The sequence below is a fragment of the Bacillus sp. FSL M8-0049 genome (genome assembly GCF_038593355.1).
GTDB classification, from domain to species: domain Bacteria; phylum Bacillota; class Bacilli; order Bacillales; family Bacillaceae; genus Bacillus; species Bacillus safensis.
In genome coordinates, this window is record NZ_CP151986.1 from 2846081 (window position 1) to 2862636 (window position 16556).

Consider the following 16556-nt stretch of genomic DNA (forward strand, 5'->3'; position numbering starts at 1 on the left):
GAATTACTGTTTTTTCGCTTTTTATCTAGTATTTAACATTTTTTTGGTCATATATTCATAATAAGTGTCCACCTACTTTGATGGACCTTTCCGCCTATTGATTTTTTACTACGTTATTATTGTACTATTTCTTTTTCATCGTGCTTCAACATTCATTTGCTTGCTTCTCACACTTTTTGTTTTTTTAAGTTTATGGCAGTTTTTTGTTGATTTACGTACCTCATTCTCTTCATAATGTAAGTACGTGAAATATTCGAAAAAGCAGGGGTTTTTTATGACAAAAAAGACAGATCCGTTTAAGTATAGTCTTGATCGTTTAGAGGATGTGGCAGACCAAATTAGTGATGTGCTCAATTGCCCTATTACTATAGAAGATACTCATCATCGATTATTGGCATATAGCACACACAATGATTTTACTGATCCCGCCAGAACTTCAACCATTATCTCCCGCCGGGTACCGGAAAAAGTCATTAATCGGCTTTGGAAGGACGGCATCATTCCTACACTCCTTAAAACAGACGAACCGCTTCGTGTCCCTCAAATTGCAGAAGTGGGTTTATCTAGCAGGGTCGCCATTTCGATCTGGAAGGACAAAGAAGTGCTCGGATTTATTTGGGCGATTGAATCCGCACAGCCTTTTTCAGAAGAAGAAATGGACCTTCTCAAAATGGCAGCGCATGCCGTGAAAAACAAATTACTCAATTTACAAATTCGAAAAACGAAAACAGAAGAACGTAATCAGGAGCTTTTCTGGAAGATGCTCACAGGTCATATTCATGAAAAGGATGAGATGCTTGACCTATTTTTAAGGCTTGGCATCAGATGTCCAGACACATATGCCATCATCATCTTCCGTCTTCGTGACGAACTCACAGAGGAGACAGAAAAAAAGCTGTCCTATCTGCTTGAAACAACACAGCAAGTACAGGTACTGTTAACGACTGTTGATTTTCACGAATTCATTATTCTTGTCTCACCAAAAACAGAACATCCGCTTCAAGATATTAAGCAATTCACAAGCGGCATGCTGCAGCAGCTTGCGGACCGGTATCATATTCAGCATGTTCAGGCAGCAATTGGAGGAATTTACGATAACATCTCTCAAATTCAGCCTTCCTATAAAGAAGCACTGGCTGTATTAAAGACGAAAGAACGCTTTCCAGTTGAAACAGAACGTTTAAACAGCTTCTCTGAATTAGGCATTTATCAATATCTTGATGTGCTTGCTGAGAAGCGAAAGGGCTCTTCTTACTCCAGTTACTCTTTATCAAAGCTGGAGGATTACGACCTAAGGCATCATTCCAACCTTGTCGAAACCCTTGAGCGTTTTATTGACTGTGACAGCAATGCCAATATTGCCGCAAAGCAATTAAACATCCACATCAATACCTTAAATTATCGATTAAAACGGATTACAGACATCGCAGAAATTGATTTAAAAAACATGAATGAGAAAATGACCATCTACCTTGATATGAAGCTAAAAAACGTCCATTTGTGAAATTTCACAAAGAGGCGTTTTTTTATTTTTTATTTCAACCGAAGAATTTTCTAAACTTTCCGGATACACTAGACATACAATATCAATAGATAAGCATAGGAGGAATAAACATGATCATCGGCATTCCGAAAGAAATTAAGAACAATGAAAACCGAGTGGCTTTAACACCAGGAGCAGCTTCTCAATTGCTTTCAGCTGGACATCAGATTTTAATTGAAACAAACGCTGGTTTTGGAAGCGGATTCACTGATGACGATTATGTATCTGTTGGTGCAGAGATTCTTGATCAGGCGAAAGATGTATGGGCATCTTCTGATATGATCATGAAAGTAAAAGAACCATTACCTGAGGAATATCCTTATTTCAGAGAAGGACTTATCTTATTTACGTACCTGCATCTAGCCGCAGAGCCCTCCTTGGCTGAAGCATTAAAACAAAAAGGCATTACAGCCATTGCTTACGAAACAGTAACGGACGGAAAATCACTCCCTCTTCTCACACCAATGTCTGAAGTAGCAGGCAGAATGGCCGCTCAAATTGGGGCACAATTTTTAGAAAAGCCAAAAGGCGGAAAGGGTATTTTACTTGCAGGTGTACCAGGGGTATCAAGAGGAAAGGTCACCATTATTGGGGGCGGTGTTGTTGGAACAAACGCAGCGAAAATGGCGATCGGACTTGGCGCAGATGTCACCCTGATTGATGTAAACGCAGAACGCCTGCGTCAGCTGGACGACCAATTTGGCCATCAAATGAAAACGTTAATGTCCAATCCTGTCAACATTGCAGATTCAGTCAGTGAGGCAGACCTTCTTATTTGTGCGGTGCTGATTCCTGGTGCCAAAGCACCGACGCTTGTGACAGAAGAAATGGTGAAACAAATGAAGCCTGGCTCTGTCATTGTGGATGTAGCGATTGATCAAGGCGGCATTGTCGAAACCATTGATCACATCACAACCCATGATCAGCCTACTTATGAAAAACACGGCATATTACATTATGCTGTCGCTAATATGCCAGGCGCGGTTCCGCGGACATCAACTGTTGCTCTAACGAATGTCACTGTTCCATATGCGCTGCAAATTGCGAATAAAGGCGCTGCAAAAGCTATTAGAGAAAACAATGCCATCGCAGAAGGTGTCAATGTGATGAACGGACATATCACGTACGAAGCGGTCGCTCGTGATCTCGGCTATGATTACGTACCTGTCAGCAAAGCCATCGATGCCACTTTTATGACCGAAGCTTAATCAGCTACCCGCCCTATTGATGGGCGGGTTTTATTGTTAACCTAAAATAAAAACAAGTTGACAAAAATCCCTCTTCCCCTTAATCTATTTGTACAGATAAGACAGGGGGAAACATCATGCAAAAGAAGACAAGAACTGCTGACTTTGTGCTAGTGGGAATGTTTGCTGCACTCATGGCTATCGGAGCCAATATCACATCCATTGTGCCATTTTTACAGGTCGGCGGAATTCCACTTACGATGCAGCCGTTTTTTTGTGTGCTTGCTGGTCTTTTACTCGGCAGACGGCTTGGCGCATTAGCTATGATTGTCTATGCCTTGGTTGGAATTGCTGGTGCACCTGTATTCGCCCAGTTCTCTGCGGGCTTTGGGGTCATTTTAGGCAAAAGCGGCGGCTTTGTATTATCATACATCCCTGCTGCCTGGCTTGCCGGATTCATTCTAGAAAAAAGAAAAAACCCTGGCTTTGGCCGCTTTTTGCTTGCAGCCATTGCTGGTACGACCGTGATGTATGTGATCGGAACGACCTATACATACCTCGCATTAAATGTATGGCTCAATGCACCGATTTCCTATCAAACCACATGGTTCTTTATGATCTGGTTTATGGTAAAAGACTACGCATTGACTATATTACTTGCGATGCTGGCACCTAAAATTTATCGCTCTGTATCCAAAGCCACATCCTTTCGAAAACAAGAAGCTGTATCATAGAAAAAAGAGCCTGTCTTCATTCAGGCTCTTTTTCATCATTACTCAGCGTATTGATCTATGATTTCTTCCAGCATTCCTTCAAGCACTTCTACATTTTCAAGATCTGATGGACTGAAGCGGTAGCGCACAAGCTGTTCCCCATCATTATACATCTCCTCAAGCCAGCCTCTCAGGCCTCTTGCTCTACGGTCGACTTCAAAAACAATGTCTAATCCGCCTTCATCTATCAGAAAAATCAGCTCTAACTCATCAAGCATATAGCGATAGTAGTCTGATGTCGGAATGAACTCGAATTCTTGGACGAATGGCAGGCGCCGCTGAAAGTAAGGTGCTTGCTCACAGTCTGCTTCATTTAGGTGGAAGCCAAGATTTCTAGTGGCCTCCAGTACATTTCTCACCCAAGGGTGTGCTTCAACGAAAATGCGGTCATAGTCAGATTTATCGATTCCGCCTTGGATATCAAGGTCTGTCTCCACTGCAATTTCAACTTTTCCGATCGTCATCGGGGTATCGATAGGAAGAATAAAAGAAAACGGAAATTCATACTTTTCTCCAGGCTGGATGGTAAAAGAATCCGCCACCCGTACAGAATGGATGTTTGCATATTTTCTACGCTCTTCATCATCTTTTACAATCACATACTGTGTTTCAATTTTAACATTGATATGGCGGATTTCCTGAGCAATTTTTCCGCCCTTTACATGGACAGTTCCCTTTACTTCTTGTCCTGGATAATAAGCGTTTTTCTCTAAAATGGTATCTACTTTTGCCGCACCAATTCCTGCACTTGCCGCTAGCTTTTTAAAAAATGACATGTCCCATCTTCCCCTTTTCATTTTTATCAGCATATATACGTAAGATAGAGAAAGAAAGATTCATTTAATTCATACTTTTGTCCTAATTATTTTTTCATCTGCGAACAACAAAAAAGCTTATAGAAAAAACATCATCGTTTTCTCTACAAGCTTTTCATTTTACAGAATAATCGCCGCCAGCCAGCCGAACAGAACAAGCGGAATATTATAATAGATAAAAGTCGGGACACAAGTTCCCCAAATGTGGTGATGCTGTCCATCCATATTCAATCCAGATGTTGGTCCAAGCGTACTGTCACTTGCAGGTGAACCTGCATCTCCAACAGCCGCAGCAGAGCCAATAATGGCAATGGTAGCCATTGGACTAAAACCTAAGTGTAAGCAAAGTGGAACAAAGATGGTTGTAATAATCGGAATCGTTGCAAATGATGATCCGATTCCCATTGTCACAAGCAGACCAACGAGCAGCATTAAAATCGCCGCAAGACTCTGGCTGTTTCCGATAAATTGGGAAGATGCTTTGACAAGAGATTCAATGTCTCCTGTTTTTGTTAAAACGTTGGCAAACCCAGCCGCAACAAGCATGACAAAACCGATAAATGCCATCATATTCATTCCAGATGTAATCAGTTCATCTGCTTCATCCCGTTTCATCATTCCAGTCACAAACAAGACAAGCAGTCCTGCGAGTGCACCGAAGATCATTCCTTCCACACCAAGGCTTTGTGATAGATAAAGCTGGACAATCAACGAAACGAGAATAGCAAGACCGGCAAAGAATAAGCTTTTTTTCGTATAAGCCGATTTCTCTACATCTGTAATTTCACGATTCTCATATACCTTCGGCTTTCGATATACAAAAATGGAAACGATCAAACCAAGAACCATTCCTGCTACAGGAATCAGCATGGCATATGGAATATCTGCAAGGTTTACAGTCAGACCCGCTTCCTTCATATTGTCACGAAGCATTCCGTGGAAAATCTGTCCAAAACCGACTGGAAGTAATATATATGGTGCAGTGAGTCCGAAGGTAATGACACACGCTAGCAGTCTGCGGTCAATCTGAAGCTCGTTAAACACCTTTAATAACGGCGGAATGAGGACTGGGATAAAGGCAATGTGAACAGGAACGACGTTCTGTGAAAAACAGGACACGATCAAAATGACAAGAACGATGAGCACTTTTGATAGTGTTTTCCGTCTTGAATCGCCTTCTTTTCCTAGAAGCTTCACTGCTCCTTCAACCATGGCATCTGGAAGACCTGTTTTCGTCAGTGCCGCAGCAAATGCTCCTAATAACGCATAACTAATCGCCACTGTTGCATTTCCTCCGAGTCCGTCCGTAAAGGCGTCCACTGTTCCTCCCAAGCCTAATCCACCTGCAAGTCCGCCAGCTAAAGCGCCTATTGCCAGCGCAATCACGACATTAACCCGCAGCAAGCTTAATATCAACATTAAAACAACCGCTAAAACAACTGCATTCATGGTGAAACCCCCGAAATCCTTTAGTTTACTAATGTAGTAGATAATTAAAGTACCAACGTATGTTACCATAGAAAAAAAACTTCGTCAAATGGCGTATGTCCTACATAAAAAAGCTCTGCCACTTGGCAGAGCCCAGCGTGTAGACAAACCCTCGCATTCTTTGTCAGTCCTGCGTGCTGGTGCTCACGAATGTCAAATTCGCTCCGCTCCAGTACTCGTCCTTCCTAGACTTCAAAGGTTTTCTATCACGCTGAAAAGAAAAAGACAAAGAGCTAAAATAAAGTTCATTTTAGCTCTTTGTCAACAATCTGAAGCCCTGCCACTCGGCAGAGCCTTCTCCTTTATTTTGTTCCTTCAAATCGTTCCACAAATGTTGCGAGTGATCTCACCATCACACCTGTTGCCCCTGTTGGTCCAAAGCATGAAAGTTTTTCTGTTGTTGCAGTTCCTGCAATATCTAAGTGAACCCAAGGCGTATCCTCTGCGAATTCACCGATGAAAGCACCTGCCATGATCGCATGACCATCACGGCCTGGTGAGTTATTGAGATCAGCCATTTTGCTGTTTCGTACTCGTTTTTTATCTTTTTCTGTGATTGGCAGCTGCCAGATCATTTCACCACATTCTTCTGATGCTTCTTTAAACTGAGCGAGCAGCTCATCGTTATTGGTCATCACGCCTGTTGTCTCATTTCCAAGCGCCACAATGACACCGCCTGTTAATGTGGCCACATCTACAAGGACAGAGGCACCGTGCTGCTTCGCATATGTCACCCCATCTGCTAAAACAAGACGGCCTTCTGCATCCGTATTGAGCACTTCGATTGTTTTACCGCTTAGTGACACGATGACGTCATCCGGCTTCATAGCGTCTGCCGAGATCATATTATCGGTTGAGGCAATGACAGCAATGACATTTTGCTCTGGGCGCAGTTCTCCGATGATTTCCATGGCGCCTAAAACAGAGGCTGAGCCGCCCATATCTGTTTTCATGCCAACCATACTAGCTCGTGGCTTTAATGAATAGCCGCCGGTATCATACGTGATGCCTTTACCGACAAGGCCGATGACGTCTGTCCATTCTTCCTTGCCTTGATATTTCAGCACGATGAGTTTTGGAGGTTCTGTTGAGCCTCTATTGACGGCTAAAATACCACCCATTCCGAGCTCTTCCATTTGTTCTTTATCTAAAATTTCAATCTCAAATTCGTATTTATATGCAAGCTCTGCCGCATACGAAGCCAAATCAGAGGATGTGAGCATGTTCGGCGGCATATTCACAAGGGTACGGGCCGAATTGACTGACTGTCCGTACACTTCGCCGACTTTCAAACTCGCCTGAATTTCAGCTTGATCATGCTCTGTCGTTGCATAAACAAACTCGATAAAACGATCCGGTTCATTTGTTTTATGTTTAAAATCCTGTAATTCATATGTAGCTAAAAGGCAGCTTTCAGAAAGGGCATGGGCTGCATCTTGAGCAGGCAGATCCTTTCCAATAAACGTATCCAGCAAGACAGAAACCGCTTGCTTTTTATCTTGATGAAGCTTTTTGAATAAATGGGCAAACACTTCTTTTGCCTCTTCAAACGTGTAATCTGATTCCTTCCCAAGCCCGACAAAATAAATGCGTTTGATGCCTGTTTCAGGGGATGGGAAAAATTTCGAAAGCTGATTTCGTTTGGATGAAATGTCGCCTTCTTTTAATAATTCAGTGATTCTTCCTTCAAGTAATTCATCCATTTCTTTTGCTTTTCCTGATAATTGGCTCTTTTGAAAAAGTCCGATCGCCAGTGTATCTTTATGCTGCAATTCATTTGTCGAGAAAAACATATTTATCACACGCTCCTTAATGAACTCCATTTTTCACATTGGAACTTCTATTATATCAAAATTTGCGTGCCTATACGATCATTGCCAGTCTGTCTTTACTTGATGAACATTTATATTTTCAAACGCGGAAGGGCATCATGAAAAAGCGGCGAAAACCTGTGCAGCCTGTCCTTGTTCTCCTCGTTCCACATCTACTTTCTTTAATGTTATAATGAACATGGACTTGGCAGCATTTTTTACTGCTATCATTTTTTCATCATACTAGGATTTTTAGTCCATCATTTCGCACGATATTTTTTCTTAAAGAGAGGATGTTTCTTGTTCATGAGCGTACTGACGAATTTTCCGCTGCTTGCCAGCCTTGCAGCCATCTTTTTTGCTCAATTTGTAAAAGTACCGATTCAATTTATCATTTCTAGACGACTAGATTGGTCGCTCATTACAAGCACAGGCGGAATGCCAAGTTCACACTCCGCAGCAGTAACAGCACTCTCAACAGCAGTGGCTTTAGAGCACGGGCTAGATACATCTATCTTTGCCATTTCCGCCATCTTTGCCATTATTACGATGTTTGATGCGACAGGCGTTCGCAGACAGGCAGGAGAACAGGCGACTGTTCTCAACAAGCTCGTAACAGATTTTAACCGATTTGTTTCCGAAGCAAAGAATTTCCCGAATGCGGAAGAAAAAGAAAAGCAAAAGAAATTAAAAGAGCTTCTTGGTCATAAGCCGATTGAAGTCTTCTTCGGCGGCTTAACAGGGATCTTGCTGACACTCATCTTAGATTATTACTTCATGTAGAAGCGAAAAAGCTTTGGACCTTAAACGGCCCAAAGCTTTTTTATTCTTTATTGGCTTGAAACTGCTGACGGAATACTTGCATCGATTCTGCTTCATTAAGCTGATTTAAGTCTTTTTCCGTTAACGTCCCTTCACCCTTTTTGATGATATACACATCGAGCACTTTTTTACCCCATTCTCTATACACATCATCAACGGTTTCATAGTATAAATCAAGCTTATGACCTTTAATGGCTTTCCCGGTATCTGCAACCACACCGTAGCCATAGTTTGGGATAAACAGCACCGTTCCAATCGGAAAAACAGATGGGTCGGCTGCCACTGTTGAGTATAAATCACGTTTCACTTTGACGCCTGAATATGTAATGCCATATGCATGATGTTCCTTCGTTTTGCCTGTTGATTCCACACCTGCTGTATAGCCGGTTGCAACAACTTTCTGTTTCGGGTAATCGTTCCAATTAAAGGCTTCTTCGAGAGAAACAGCCCGCGAATCTTCACTTTTGAGTGCGATCGTTTCCCTTTTTTGCTGCTGAAAAAAAGAAGATACTTGCTTGCCCGCATCGGTTTTTTTCACCCATACAGCTAAATCACTTGGTTCGACTCCAGATATGCCCGTAAAGCTTGTCAAAAGTGCAAGCATGAATAGGGCGGTCATGAACAATCGTTTCATCCATGTTTTCATCTCTATTTGTCACTCCTCTACCCATCTATTTGTTTCCAAACAAAATGGAAACTATGCAAAGGAGAAACAAAAAAACCCACTTGCGTGTCCACAAGTGAGTTAAAACATTTGATACCCTCTTTTTCGAAGTGCATTAATGACAAAACCTGATGTGATTGCACCGATCAGGCCGCTTAATAAGATGATGATATCTGCCGCAGCGAGTGAGACGATCCGGTCTCCTATTCCTGAAAAAGCAGTGCCAGGCTCTCTTACATAAGCGATCATCTTTTGATTGTTAATAATGAAAAGGCATACAATTGGATATAAAATAGCCATAATCCATGACATTCTCAGTAGCATATTGAGCAAAAAGCCAATGCCGAAGAATAACACGAAAAATAAAATAACTGAAATGATAACGACTGGTAAACTGATCACTTCATCTCCACCCCCAAATATCCCATCATTAGTTTAACTTGGAAATAGAGATGAAGTCAATCAATGGAAAAAGCAGATCGATTAACGCTTCTTTCCTGTCCCTTTACATTCCTCACACGTTTCAGATCCGCCGAGCAATAGCTGAAAATACCCTTTTCCTGAACAATATTGACAGATTGATGTTTTTTCCTTTGTTTGTGCATTCATATTGCTCACTCCTTAATCTAAATTTTCTGATAATTCATCATAACATATTTTGCCGTCAATGACCAAGTGAGAAAATATACCACAACTTATAAAAAAACGTGTATCACGAGGATACACGTTTTTGTCTATGATGGTTTAGAAGAACTTGAATTTTCCTTTTTTCAGAACAAGTCCTGGTCCGCCAACCATGAATAAAGAACGGTTGTCGATGATTTTCTTCATTGCAGAAGCTTTTGTTCCTTGAAGTTTTTTACCAAACGCAACACCTACAGCGTCGTGTTCACCAAGAGAAGCAACTGTTCCTTTGATGTCTGGCTTAAAGCTTTCAAGAGAACCGCCTTTTACTAGTGCTGCAAGGTTTTTCGCTACTGTTTCACCTTGCTGCATAGCGATTTGTGCAGTTGGTGGGTATGGACGGTTGATTTCTTCATTGATAATCAATGAACAGTCACCAATGATGAAGACATCATCATTTTCTGGTACACGAAGGTCTGGAGAAACTTTTACGCGGCCGCGCATGTTTTCAAAACCAGCTTCTTCAACGATTGGGTTACCGCGTACACCTGCTGCCCAAACAACAGTTGCAGCTTTGATTTCTTCTGTATCATCGTCTTTTCCAACAATGATCCCCTCAGGTGTACATTCTTTGATCGCTGTACCAATTTTGAACTCAACACCTTTACCTTGAAGGTAGTTCATCGCATAGTCGATCAATTCTGGATCGAATCCAGGAAGAGCTGTTGGCGCAGCTTCTACACAGATGATACGCACGTCTTTTTGATCAATGTCATACTCTTTACAAAGCTCAGGCACACGATTTCCAAGCTCACCAAGGAACTCAATACCTGTGAATCCTGCGCCGCCGACAACGATTGTCAAACGCTCTGGACGTTTTTCAGCATCCGTATTATACGTCGCAAATTGAAGCTCAATGTGCTCACGAAGCTGACGAGCAGAGTTGATGTTAGAGATTGAGAATGCGTATTCTTTCAGTCCTGCAATACCAAATGTTTCAGGAACAGCACCAAGTGCAACAACAAGGTAGTCATAAGAAAGTTCGCCATCTGATGTCACAACTTTCTTTGCTTCCTTATCAATGCTTTCAACTGTTGCTTGTACAAAGTTGACACGGGAACTGTTAATCACATCTTTGATTTGATAACGACAGCGGTCATGATGAAGTGTACCTGCACTTGCTTCATGAAGCCATGTTGTTTCGTAATGATAATTATGCTTGTTCACAAGAGTAATGTCCGCATCATTTGTGCCAAGCTGTTTTGTTAATCTTGTTACAGTCATTAATCCGCCATAACCTGCACCTAATACAACGATTTTCGGTTTATTCACTGGAATCACATCCACCTTTTTTAAATTTGCTGTAAAACGGATAAAGAATTACATATCGTTATTCTCAACCGCTTTGCGGCATTTTATGAAATTTAAACAAAAAAATAAGTATGTGAAAATCTGAACTTTCACCTACATAAAACGAAAGCATTTGACCGTATCCGACAAAAATTCATAAAAAATTAATATTTAGTTCCCTTAACAATAATAGCGAGTTCTGCTCCAATTTTCAAGGCTTTAAACTGAAAATCCTTATGATAAAGGGTCTTTCTCACTTTTTCCTCCTTTTCAAAGCTTCAGCATCAAAAAACGACAAGTTTTTCAAAACAAGTCAAACGACGATATGTGGTATGATATGATATAGTGATAACAATTTTCATTTGGGAGGATTAAAGGAATGCAAGAAGATTCTAAGGTATATGACATTACCGTTATCGGGGGCGGCCCAGTTGGATTGTTTACTGCGTTTTACGGAGGCATGAGACAGGCAAGTGTGAAAATCATTGAAAGCCTTCCTCAGCTCGGCGGTCAACTATCCGCTCTTTACCCTGAAAAATATATTTATGATGTGGCTGGATTTCCAAAAATCCGCGCACAAGAATTAGTTGATAACTTAAAGGAACAAATGGATAAATTTGATCAAACCATTTGCTTAGAGCAGGCAGTTGAAACGGTTGAAAAGCAAGCAGATGGGATCTTTAAACTTGTGACAAATCAAGAGATTCATTATTCTAAAACAATTATCATCACAGCTGGTAACGGTGCATTCCAACCGAGAAAGCTTGAGCTAGATGCAGCAGAATCATTTGAAGGAAGCAACCTGCATTACTTCATTAATGACTTGAACCAATTTGCCGGCAGACGTGTGGCCGTTCTTGGCGGCGGAGACTCTGCGGTGGACTGGGCACTTATGCTTGAACCAATCGCAAAAGAAGTATCCATTATTCACCGCCGCGATAAATTCCGCGCGCATGAGCACAGTGTAGAAAACCTGCACAACTCGAAAGTCAATGTACTGACACCATTTGTACCAACTGAGCTCATTGGTGAAGACCGCATTGAACAAATCGTGCTCGAAGAAGTCAAAGGCGACAAAAAACAAGTGCTTGATGTGGACGACGTGATCGTCAACTTCGGTTTTGTTTCCTCCCTTGGACCAATCAAACAATGGGGCCTTGAAATCGAAAAGAACTCCATCGTGGTGAAATCTACAATGGAAACAAACATTGAAGGCTTCTATGCGGCAGGAGACATCTGTACGTATGAAGGAAAAGTCAAATTGATTGCAAGCGGATTTGGTGAAGCACCAACTGCTGTCAACAATGCGAAAGCTTACATGGACCCGAAAGCCCGTGTACAGCCTCTCCATTCCACAAGCTTATTTGAAAACAAATAAGATCGGATCAAAAAAGGAGTTCCCACTCGCGGAACTCCTTTTTCGTTTATTTAAAAACCCCAATATAGGCATTTGCCATTCCAAGTACCATTGCAGCAAGCAGCACCACAACAATCCCTGCCACAACCAAAATCACCCGATCCTTCACACGTTCCTTTTTCGGAAGCGGCTTCTCAATCCCGCAAGATGGACACGTTTTGGAACGATACGGAATCAGCTCATGACAGTTCCTGCAATTGATTTGTTCACTCAAACCTCAGCAACCTCTTTTCTCACTACAGTTTATGTTTGGTTCTCATGATACTCTTTTCGAGTGGAAATAGCCAGTTGGTGAAGTAAAATGTCACGGAATTGATGTAATTACATATACAATGATTTCTTTTCAATAGTTTTAATAAATATTGCACTTATATAATATAATTGTTTATATTATTATCAATTTTATTAATAATTATAGCCTATATTATTTATGATAATTTTCTCAACTGTTGTACATTCTAATAAATCCGTATCGAATACCATTAAATTATAACCTTTTGTACTAAGTGTACTTTCGAAGACAATTCCCTGATAACTTTCAGACTGAATTTCGTTAAGGCTCTTTATATAATCCACAATAAATTGGGTAGGTAAATATTCCAATTTACTATCCCCGCTACGAACGGGTTTAGATATCTCCATTGACATTTCATTAAATATATCTAAATTTATTGCATACATAACTGGATCTTCAAAAGTAAAAACATCTAGATTTTTCAACATTCTAAAATCAATAACTTTTAACTTTTGTTTTAGTGGAAATTTCCCTACATAAACAGTATCACTTATACTAGGTCTAATCTCGCTCACTACTGTTTCAATAGCACTAGCTAGATATAGGTGACTAATTCCTTCTGAATTTGCTCTTCCGGCACTTGATTTTGGTGGATCTGGAGCTCCCATATTTTTAATCCCTAATACTTTGTCATTCGAGATTCTCCCTCGATAGAAAATATCTTCTTCAACAAAAGTTGTTAGTTTTTCAATGTACTCATTCAATACTCCAAAATTAACATATTTTGAATGAAACCTATTTCGATATTTAATATAATTTACGAAGTCTGTCCAAGTATGACCTTTCAGTACAGATTTTTCCTCTAAATATTCTTTATTCATCCATTCAATAATTCCAACTTGATTTATTAATAATTCCACCTTATCTGGGTGTTTACGTTCAAGAAGAGTTTTCAAAAAAGTATATATTTTATTCCCATCAAAACCACTAAATATTTTCCATTTATTCTCAAATTGATCTTTAATACTAATTAAATTGACCTCGGGAAATCCATCCTTAATTAGCTCTGAACCTAATTTAAATATGTTTAAAATTTCATTAAACAAGATGTCCAAACCATCGTCAGCGATAAGATCATATACTTGAACATTTCTACTATAGCAAAAAGCACAATCCCCATGATTATCCAAACTACTTATAATACTTTTTATTTCAGGTGACACAAAGCATTCAACACAACAATTCATTTATTTCACCCTCGAACTTAGTAAACTTCCCATTAGTTCAAGATGATGCATAATAGATAATTTTTTTATAGTTGCTAAACCTGGATATGTCCCCTTTTTATGATGATCTTCAAAGGACTGCATAGCTAATGTATGCATTCTTTTATCAGCTTTAATATCATAGTACCAACTCATCATTTTCTCTAATGCTTCGGAGAACTTTCCAGCAGGGTCACTTATATCAGTATTTGAATCAGAAACAAAATGCATTATTTCCAGCCCACCTTCAGAATTCGGATAAACAATGTGAAACGCAACTGCATATGGGGCGAAACCACTTGTATTGTATTCTGCACCTACAATAGAGTAATCGGAAAATCCAATGTATCCCTCCTTTTCATAAAAGAGATGCTCCTCTGAAAAGAACTCACTTTCAATCTCTAAATAATCTGCATTTCTAGGGAGTTTATTAAATTTATCACTTAAACCTACTAAATTTTGATCGTCTAATTGTCTCCTGAAGGAATTATCAGATGGGATAATGTTTAGATAAGCTTTAAATGAAGAATATATTTCTCTGTACAATTGTATAAATTTTCTTTCAGTGTGAAAAATAACTAAATTTTCTAAACTTAAAGAAACGTCATCTGATAATTTCTGAATCTCATTTTTTGAATTTCCATTTAATTGATGTCCAATAATTACATTGTCCAAGCTCATTAGACTTAAAAATTTACTATAGATACTAGGCATTGCTAATTCTCCGTGAAATGAACCGATTTTTGGATTAGATACCAGGATTATTTTTCTAGAATTTTCTTTGAAACTATTTATTGTAGACACTAGAGTAGGGCTCAGCTTAGTAGGCTCGATAACTGGAATTACCTTTTCGCTCAAAAGATTTTTTTCTAATAATTCTCTAAGTGCTAGCAAATCATATTGCCTACCTCTAATTATTGGATAATACATTACAATTCCCCCATTATACAGTTATTTTTTTATATATTTTTTCTAATTCTATACTATTCAAATTACTCGAGTATATAATCCATCTAATAGGAATTGGAAAATATTTTATTTTTTCAAGCTCTTTAGGATTAACTCTTTTTTTCAATTGTTTAAACACCAATTTCTGAGCTTCTCTAATTTCAATTGTTTTAAACCATTGAAGAGATGTTCTAAAATATTGAACTGGCTTAACATTAGGTAGACATTTAAACTTAAAATATAAGATTTGTTCATATTCGTTTTTTCTTAAAAGTTTAAACAAGACTTCATGATTAAGTTTGCTACTATCTAAAGTTGCTTTTTTTCTTACACTTAGGGTTTCTTTTTTGGTTAATACAATGATACCCACATTAGGATTTTTTTCTTTTATAGTCTTAAAAACTGGGTAATAATATTTTTCGGAGGTTACTATGTAGATTTCACTAAATGCTTTTGAATAATCATTCAGTTGATTATCCATTCTTTCAAGGTTATCTAAATCAGTCTTAATTTCATAAACAATCCCAAAGGTTTTATTTATTAATACAAAGTCTGCTTTAGAGTTACCAACAATAACTTCACTAAAAGCAGTTGTAGTATTTAAACTATATTTTCCTAAAACCAACTTATTAAAAAGAGTATTTTTAAAAAAGAATTCATTCCTATATTCTTTTCTCAAGATATCATAATAATTTTGAATTTCTTTATTAAAGATTTCAGCACTAAATCTATCTCTTGAAAATTTTTCTGTTAAATTTTTTTTACTAAAAAACTTATTTAAATAAATATAATTCACACTCATCACACTTTCCAATCATCTATACCAAATAAGTTTAACATTTTCTGCGATATCCAGTGCAAATATTCATATGAAATTTTTAGCATCTTGAACTTAACATTCCAATCTTCAATTTTAATTTAACCAGAATATCCATGTAATTACAAATAAATCATTTTTTTAATATGATACCACATCAATTTTCTTTAATTTGTTATATGACATTTAGAACTATCAAACAGTGTATTGATTTTATACCTGCATAAAAAAGACTCTGAGGAAAAACTCAGATCGAAGAGAAAGTAAAGTTTTTCAGGGTAAGATGTCAAAAAAATTTTATTTTGTTTCAATTTGTTCCCATTGATGGATAACGTGTTTTCATTTTAAAAAGGCTGTCAAGAAAATCTTGACAGCCTAATCCCCATATATAGAAGGTTTTCAGTTTTAATTTAACACTCTTCCGGCGTACCGGTATTCGTTGCTGTTCTGAAAGAAGAACCGCACCCGCATGACGCGATGGCGTTCGGATTGTCGATGGTGAAACCGCCGCCCATGAGTGATTGTTTGAAATCAATGATGGTTCCGTTCATGATATCAAGGCTTTCGGAATCGACAAGGACATTGATGCCGTGCTGCTTGAACTGCGTGTCTTTCTCTGAGACTTCATGGTCAAAGCCCATGCCGTATGAGAGACCGCTGCAGCCGCCGCCTTTTACGCCCACTCGAAGGAACGCATTTTCTTCTTCATGCTCTTTCATCATATCTTTAATCTGCAGTGCAGCAGCTTCTGTAATGGTTACTGGTGTACTCATGATCATCCCTCCTTTTGACTGGAT

Annotated in this window: 17 protein-coding genes; 5 read left to right on the forward strand and 12 right to left on the reverse strand. The window is 39.1% G+C overall.

The annotated features are described in order from the left end of the window. Positions 1-274: 274 nt before the first annotated feature. The 3 genes from NSU13_RS14790 to NSU13_RS14800 all read left to right on the forward strand — a co-directional run bounded on the left by NSU13_RS14790 (position 275) and on the right by NSU13_RS14800 (position 3464). On the forward strand, positions 275-1504 hold the full coding sequence (locus NSU13_RS14790; protein WP_024423341.1) for a PucR family transcriptional regulator: 1230 nt from the start codon (positions 275-277) through the stop codon (positions 1502-1504). A 110-nt stretch (positions 1505-1614) separates the two neighbouring features. Continuing rightward, positions 1615-2751: an alanine dehydrogenase gene (ald, locus tag NSU13_RS14795; RefSeq protein ID WP_342489589.1), complete on the forward strand. Its 1137-nt coding sequence runs from the start codon at positions 1615-1617 to the stop codon at positions 2749-2751. 116 nt (positions 2752-2867) lie between these two features. After that, the gene (locus NSU13_RS14800) at positions 2868-3464 is read left to right on the forward strand and encodes a biotin transporter BioY (protein WP_034282595.1); all 597 of its coding nucleotides are present in this window, start codon (positions 2868-2870) and stop codon (positions 3462-3464) included. A gap of 38 nt (positions 3465-3502) precedes the next feature. Here NSU13_RS14800 and NSU13_RS14805 read toward each other — a convergent pair whose 3' ends face one another. The 3 genes from NSU13_RS14805 to NSU13_RS14815 form a co-directional block, all read right to left on the reverse strand. Next, positions 3503-4279: a sporulation protein gene (locus NSU13_RS14805; protein ID WP_342489590.1), complete on the reverse strand. Its 777-nt coding sequence runs from the start codon at positions 4277-4279 to the stop codon at positions 3503-3505. A 159-nt stretch (positions 4280-4438) separates the two neighbouring features. Next, the gene (locus NSU13_RS14810; RefSeq protein ID WP_024425962.1) at positions 4439-5767 is read right to left on the reverse strand and encodes a Na+/H+ antiporter family protein; all 1329 of its coding nucleotides are present in this window, start codon (positions 5765-5767) and stop codon (positions 4439-4441) included. A gap of 341 nt (positions 5768-6108) precedes the next feature. Beyond that, positions 6109-7599, reverse strand: coding sequence for a leucyl aminopeptidase (locus tag NSU13_RS14815; RefSeq protein ID WP_342489591.1), 1491 nt, complete (start codon positions 7597-7599; stop codon positions 6109-6111). Positions 7600-7923: 324 nt separating this feature from the next. Here NSU13_RS14815 and NSU13_RS14820 point away from each other — a divergent pair, with 324 nt between their 5' ends. Next, entirely contained in the window at positions 7924-8400 is a 477-nt protein-coding gene (locus NSU13_RS14820) for a divergent PAP2 family protein (protein ID WP_024423347.1), read from the forward strand. A gap of 40 nt (positions 8401-8440) precedes the next feature. On the opposite strand, the gene NSU13_RS14825 is transcribed toward NSU13_RS14820, so the two are convergent. The 4 genes from NSU13_RS14825 to NSU13_RS14840 all read right to left on the reverse strand — a co-directional run bounded on the left by NSU13_RS14825 (position 8441) and on the right by NSU13_RS14840 (position 11065). Then, positions 8441-9085: a 3D domain-containing protein gene (locus NSU13_RS14825; RefSeq protein ID WP_024423348.1), complete on the reverse strand. Its 645-nt coding sequence runs from the start codon at positions 9083-9085 to the stop codon at positions 8441-8443. A 99-nt stretch (positions 9086-9184) separates the two neighbouring features. Beyond that, positions 9185-9505, reverse strand: coding sequence for a YuiB family protein (locus NSU13_RS14830; protein ID WP_024423349.1), 321 nt, complete (start codon positions 9503-9505; stop codon positions 9185-9187). An 81-nt stretch (positions 9506-9586) separates the two neighbouring features. After that, entirely contained in the window at positions 9587-9712 is a 126-nt protein-coding gene (locus tag NSU13_RS14835) for a YuiA family protein (RefSeq protein WP_157834354.1), read from the reverse strand. Positions 9713-9847: 135 nt separating this feature from the next. Further along, positions 9848-11065, reverse strand: coding sequence for an NAD(P)/FAD-dependent oxidoreductase (locus tag NSU13_RS14840; RefSeq protein ID WP_024423350.1), 1218 nt, complete (start codon positions 11063-11065; stop codon positions 9848-9850). A 391-nt stretch (positions 11066-11456) separates the two neighbouring features. Here NSU13_RS14840 and yumC point away from each other — a divergent pair, with 391 nt between their 5' ends. Further along, positions 11457-12455: a ferredoxin--NADP reductase 2 gene (yumC, locus tag NSU13_RS14845; RefSeq protein WP_034282604.1), complete on the forward strand. Its 999-nt coding sequence runs from the start codon at positions 11457-11459 to the stop codon at positions 12453-12455. Positions 12456-12501: 46 nt separating this feature from the next. Here the strand turns inward: yumC and NSU13_RS14850 are convergent, their stop codons facing one another. From NSU13_RS14850 to NSU13_RS14870, 5 genes are all read right to left on the reverse strand, one after another. After that, positions 12502-12708 (reverse strand): hypothetical protein, encoded by a 207-nt coding sequence (locus NSU13_RS14850; protein WP_024423352.1) that lies wholly within the window; start codon positions 12706-12708, stop codon positions 12502-12504. 191 nt (positions 12709-12899) lie between these two features. Beyond that, complete coding sequence (locus tag NSU13_RS14855; RefSeq protein ID WP_342489592.1) at positions 12900-13976, reverse strand: RES family NAD+ phosphorylase; 1077 nt, start codon at positions 13974-13976, stop codon at positions 12900-12902. Next, a complete protein-coding gene (locus tag NSU13_RS14860; protein ID WP_342489593.1) occupies positions 13977-14924 on the reverse strand; it encodes a sce7725 family protein in 948 nt (315 codons plus the stop codon). Between the two features lie 13 nt (positions 14925-14937). Further along, positions 14938-15738: a sce7726 family protein gene (locus NSU13_RS14865; RefSeq protein ID WP_342489594.1), complete on the reverse strand. Its 801-nt coding sequence runs from the start codon at positions 15736-15738 to the stop codon at positions 14938-14940. A 431-nt stretch (positions 15739-16169) separates the two neighbouring features. Next, a complete protein-coding gene (locus tag NSU13_RS14870; RefSeq protein WP_024425967.1) occupies positions 16170-16532 on the reverse strand; it encodes an iron-sulfur cluster assembly accessory protein in 363 nt (120 codons plus the stop codon). Positions 16533-16556: the final 24 nt, after the last annotated feature.

Coding starts and splice junctions, on each gene's coding strand:
- NSU13_RS14790 (WP_024423341.1), top strand. CDS start 275: ATGACAAAAAAGACAGATCCGTTTAAGTATAGTCTTGATCGTTTAGAG.
- ald (WP_342489589.1), top strand. CDS start 1,615: ATGATCATCGGCATTCCGAAAGAAATTAAGAACAATGAAAACCGAGTG.
- NSU13_RS14800 (WP_034282595.1), top strand. CDS start 2,868: ATGCAAAAGAAGACAAGAACTGCTGACTTTGTGCTAGTGGGAATGTTT.
- NSU13_RS14805 (WP_342489590.1), bottom strand. CDS start 4,279: ATGTCATTTTTTAAAAAGCTAGCGGCAAGTGCAGGAATTGGTGCGGCA.
- NSU13_RS14810 (WP_024425962.1), bottom strand. CDS start 5,767: ATGAATGCAGTTGTTTTAGCGGTTGTTTTAATGTTGATATTAAGCTTG.
- NSU13_RS14815 (WP_342489591.1), bottom strand. CDS start 7,599: ATGTTTTTCTCGACAAATGAATTGCAGCATAAAGATACACTGGCGATC.
- NSU13_RS14820 (WP_024423347.1), top strand. CDS start 7,924: ATGAGCGTACTGACGAATTTTCCGCTGCTTGCCAGCCTTGCAGCCATC.
- NSU13_RS14825 (WP_024423348.1), bottom strand. CDS start 9,085: ATGAAAACATGGATGAAACGATTGTTCATGACCGCCCTATTCATGCTT.
- NSU13_RS14835 (WP_157834354.1), bottom strand. CDS start 9,712: ATGAATGCACAAACAAAGGAAAAAACATCAATCTGTCAATATTGTTCA.
- yumC (WP_034282604.1), top strand. CDS start 11,457: ATGCAAGAAGATTCTAAGGTATATGACATTACCGTTATCGGGGGCGGC.
- NSU13_RS14855 (WP_342489592.1), bottom strand. CDS start 13,976: ATGAATTGTTGTGTTGAATGCTTTGTGTCACCTGAAATAAAAAGTATT.
- NSU13_RS14860 (WP_342489593.1), bottom strand. CDS start 14,924: ATGTATTATCCAATAATTAGAGGTAGGCAATATGATTTGCTAGCACTT.
- NSU13_RS14870 (WP_024425967.1), bottom strand. CDS start 16,532: ATGAGTACACCAGTAACCATTACAGAAGCTGCTGCACTGCAGATTAAA.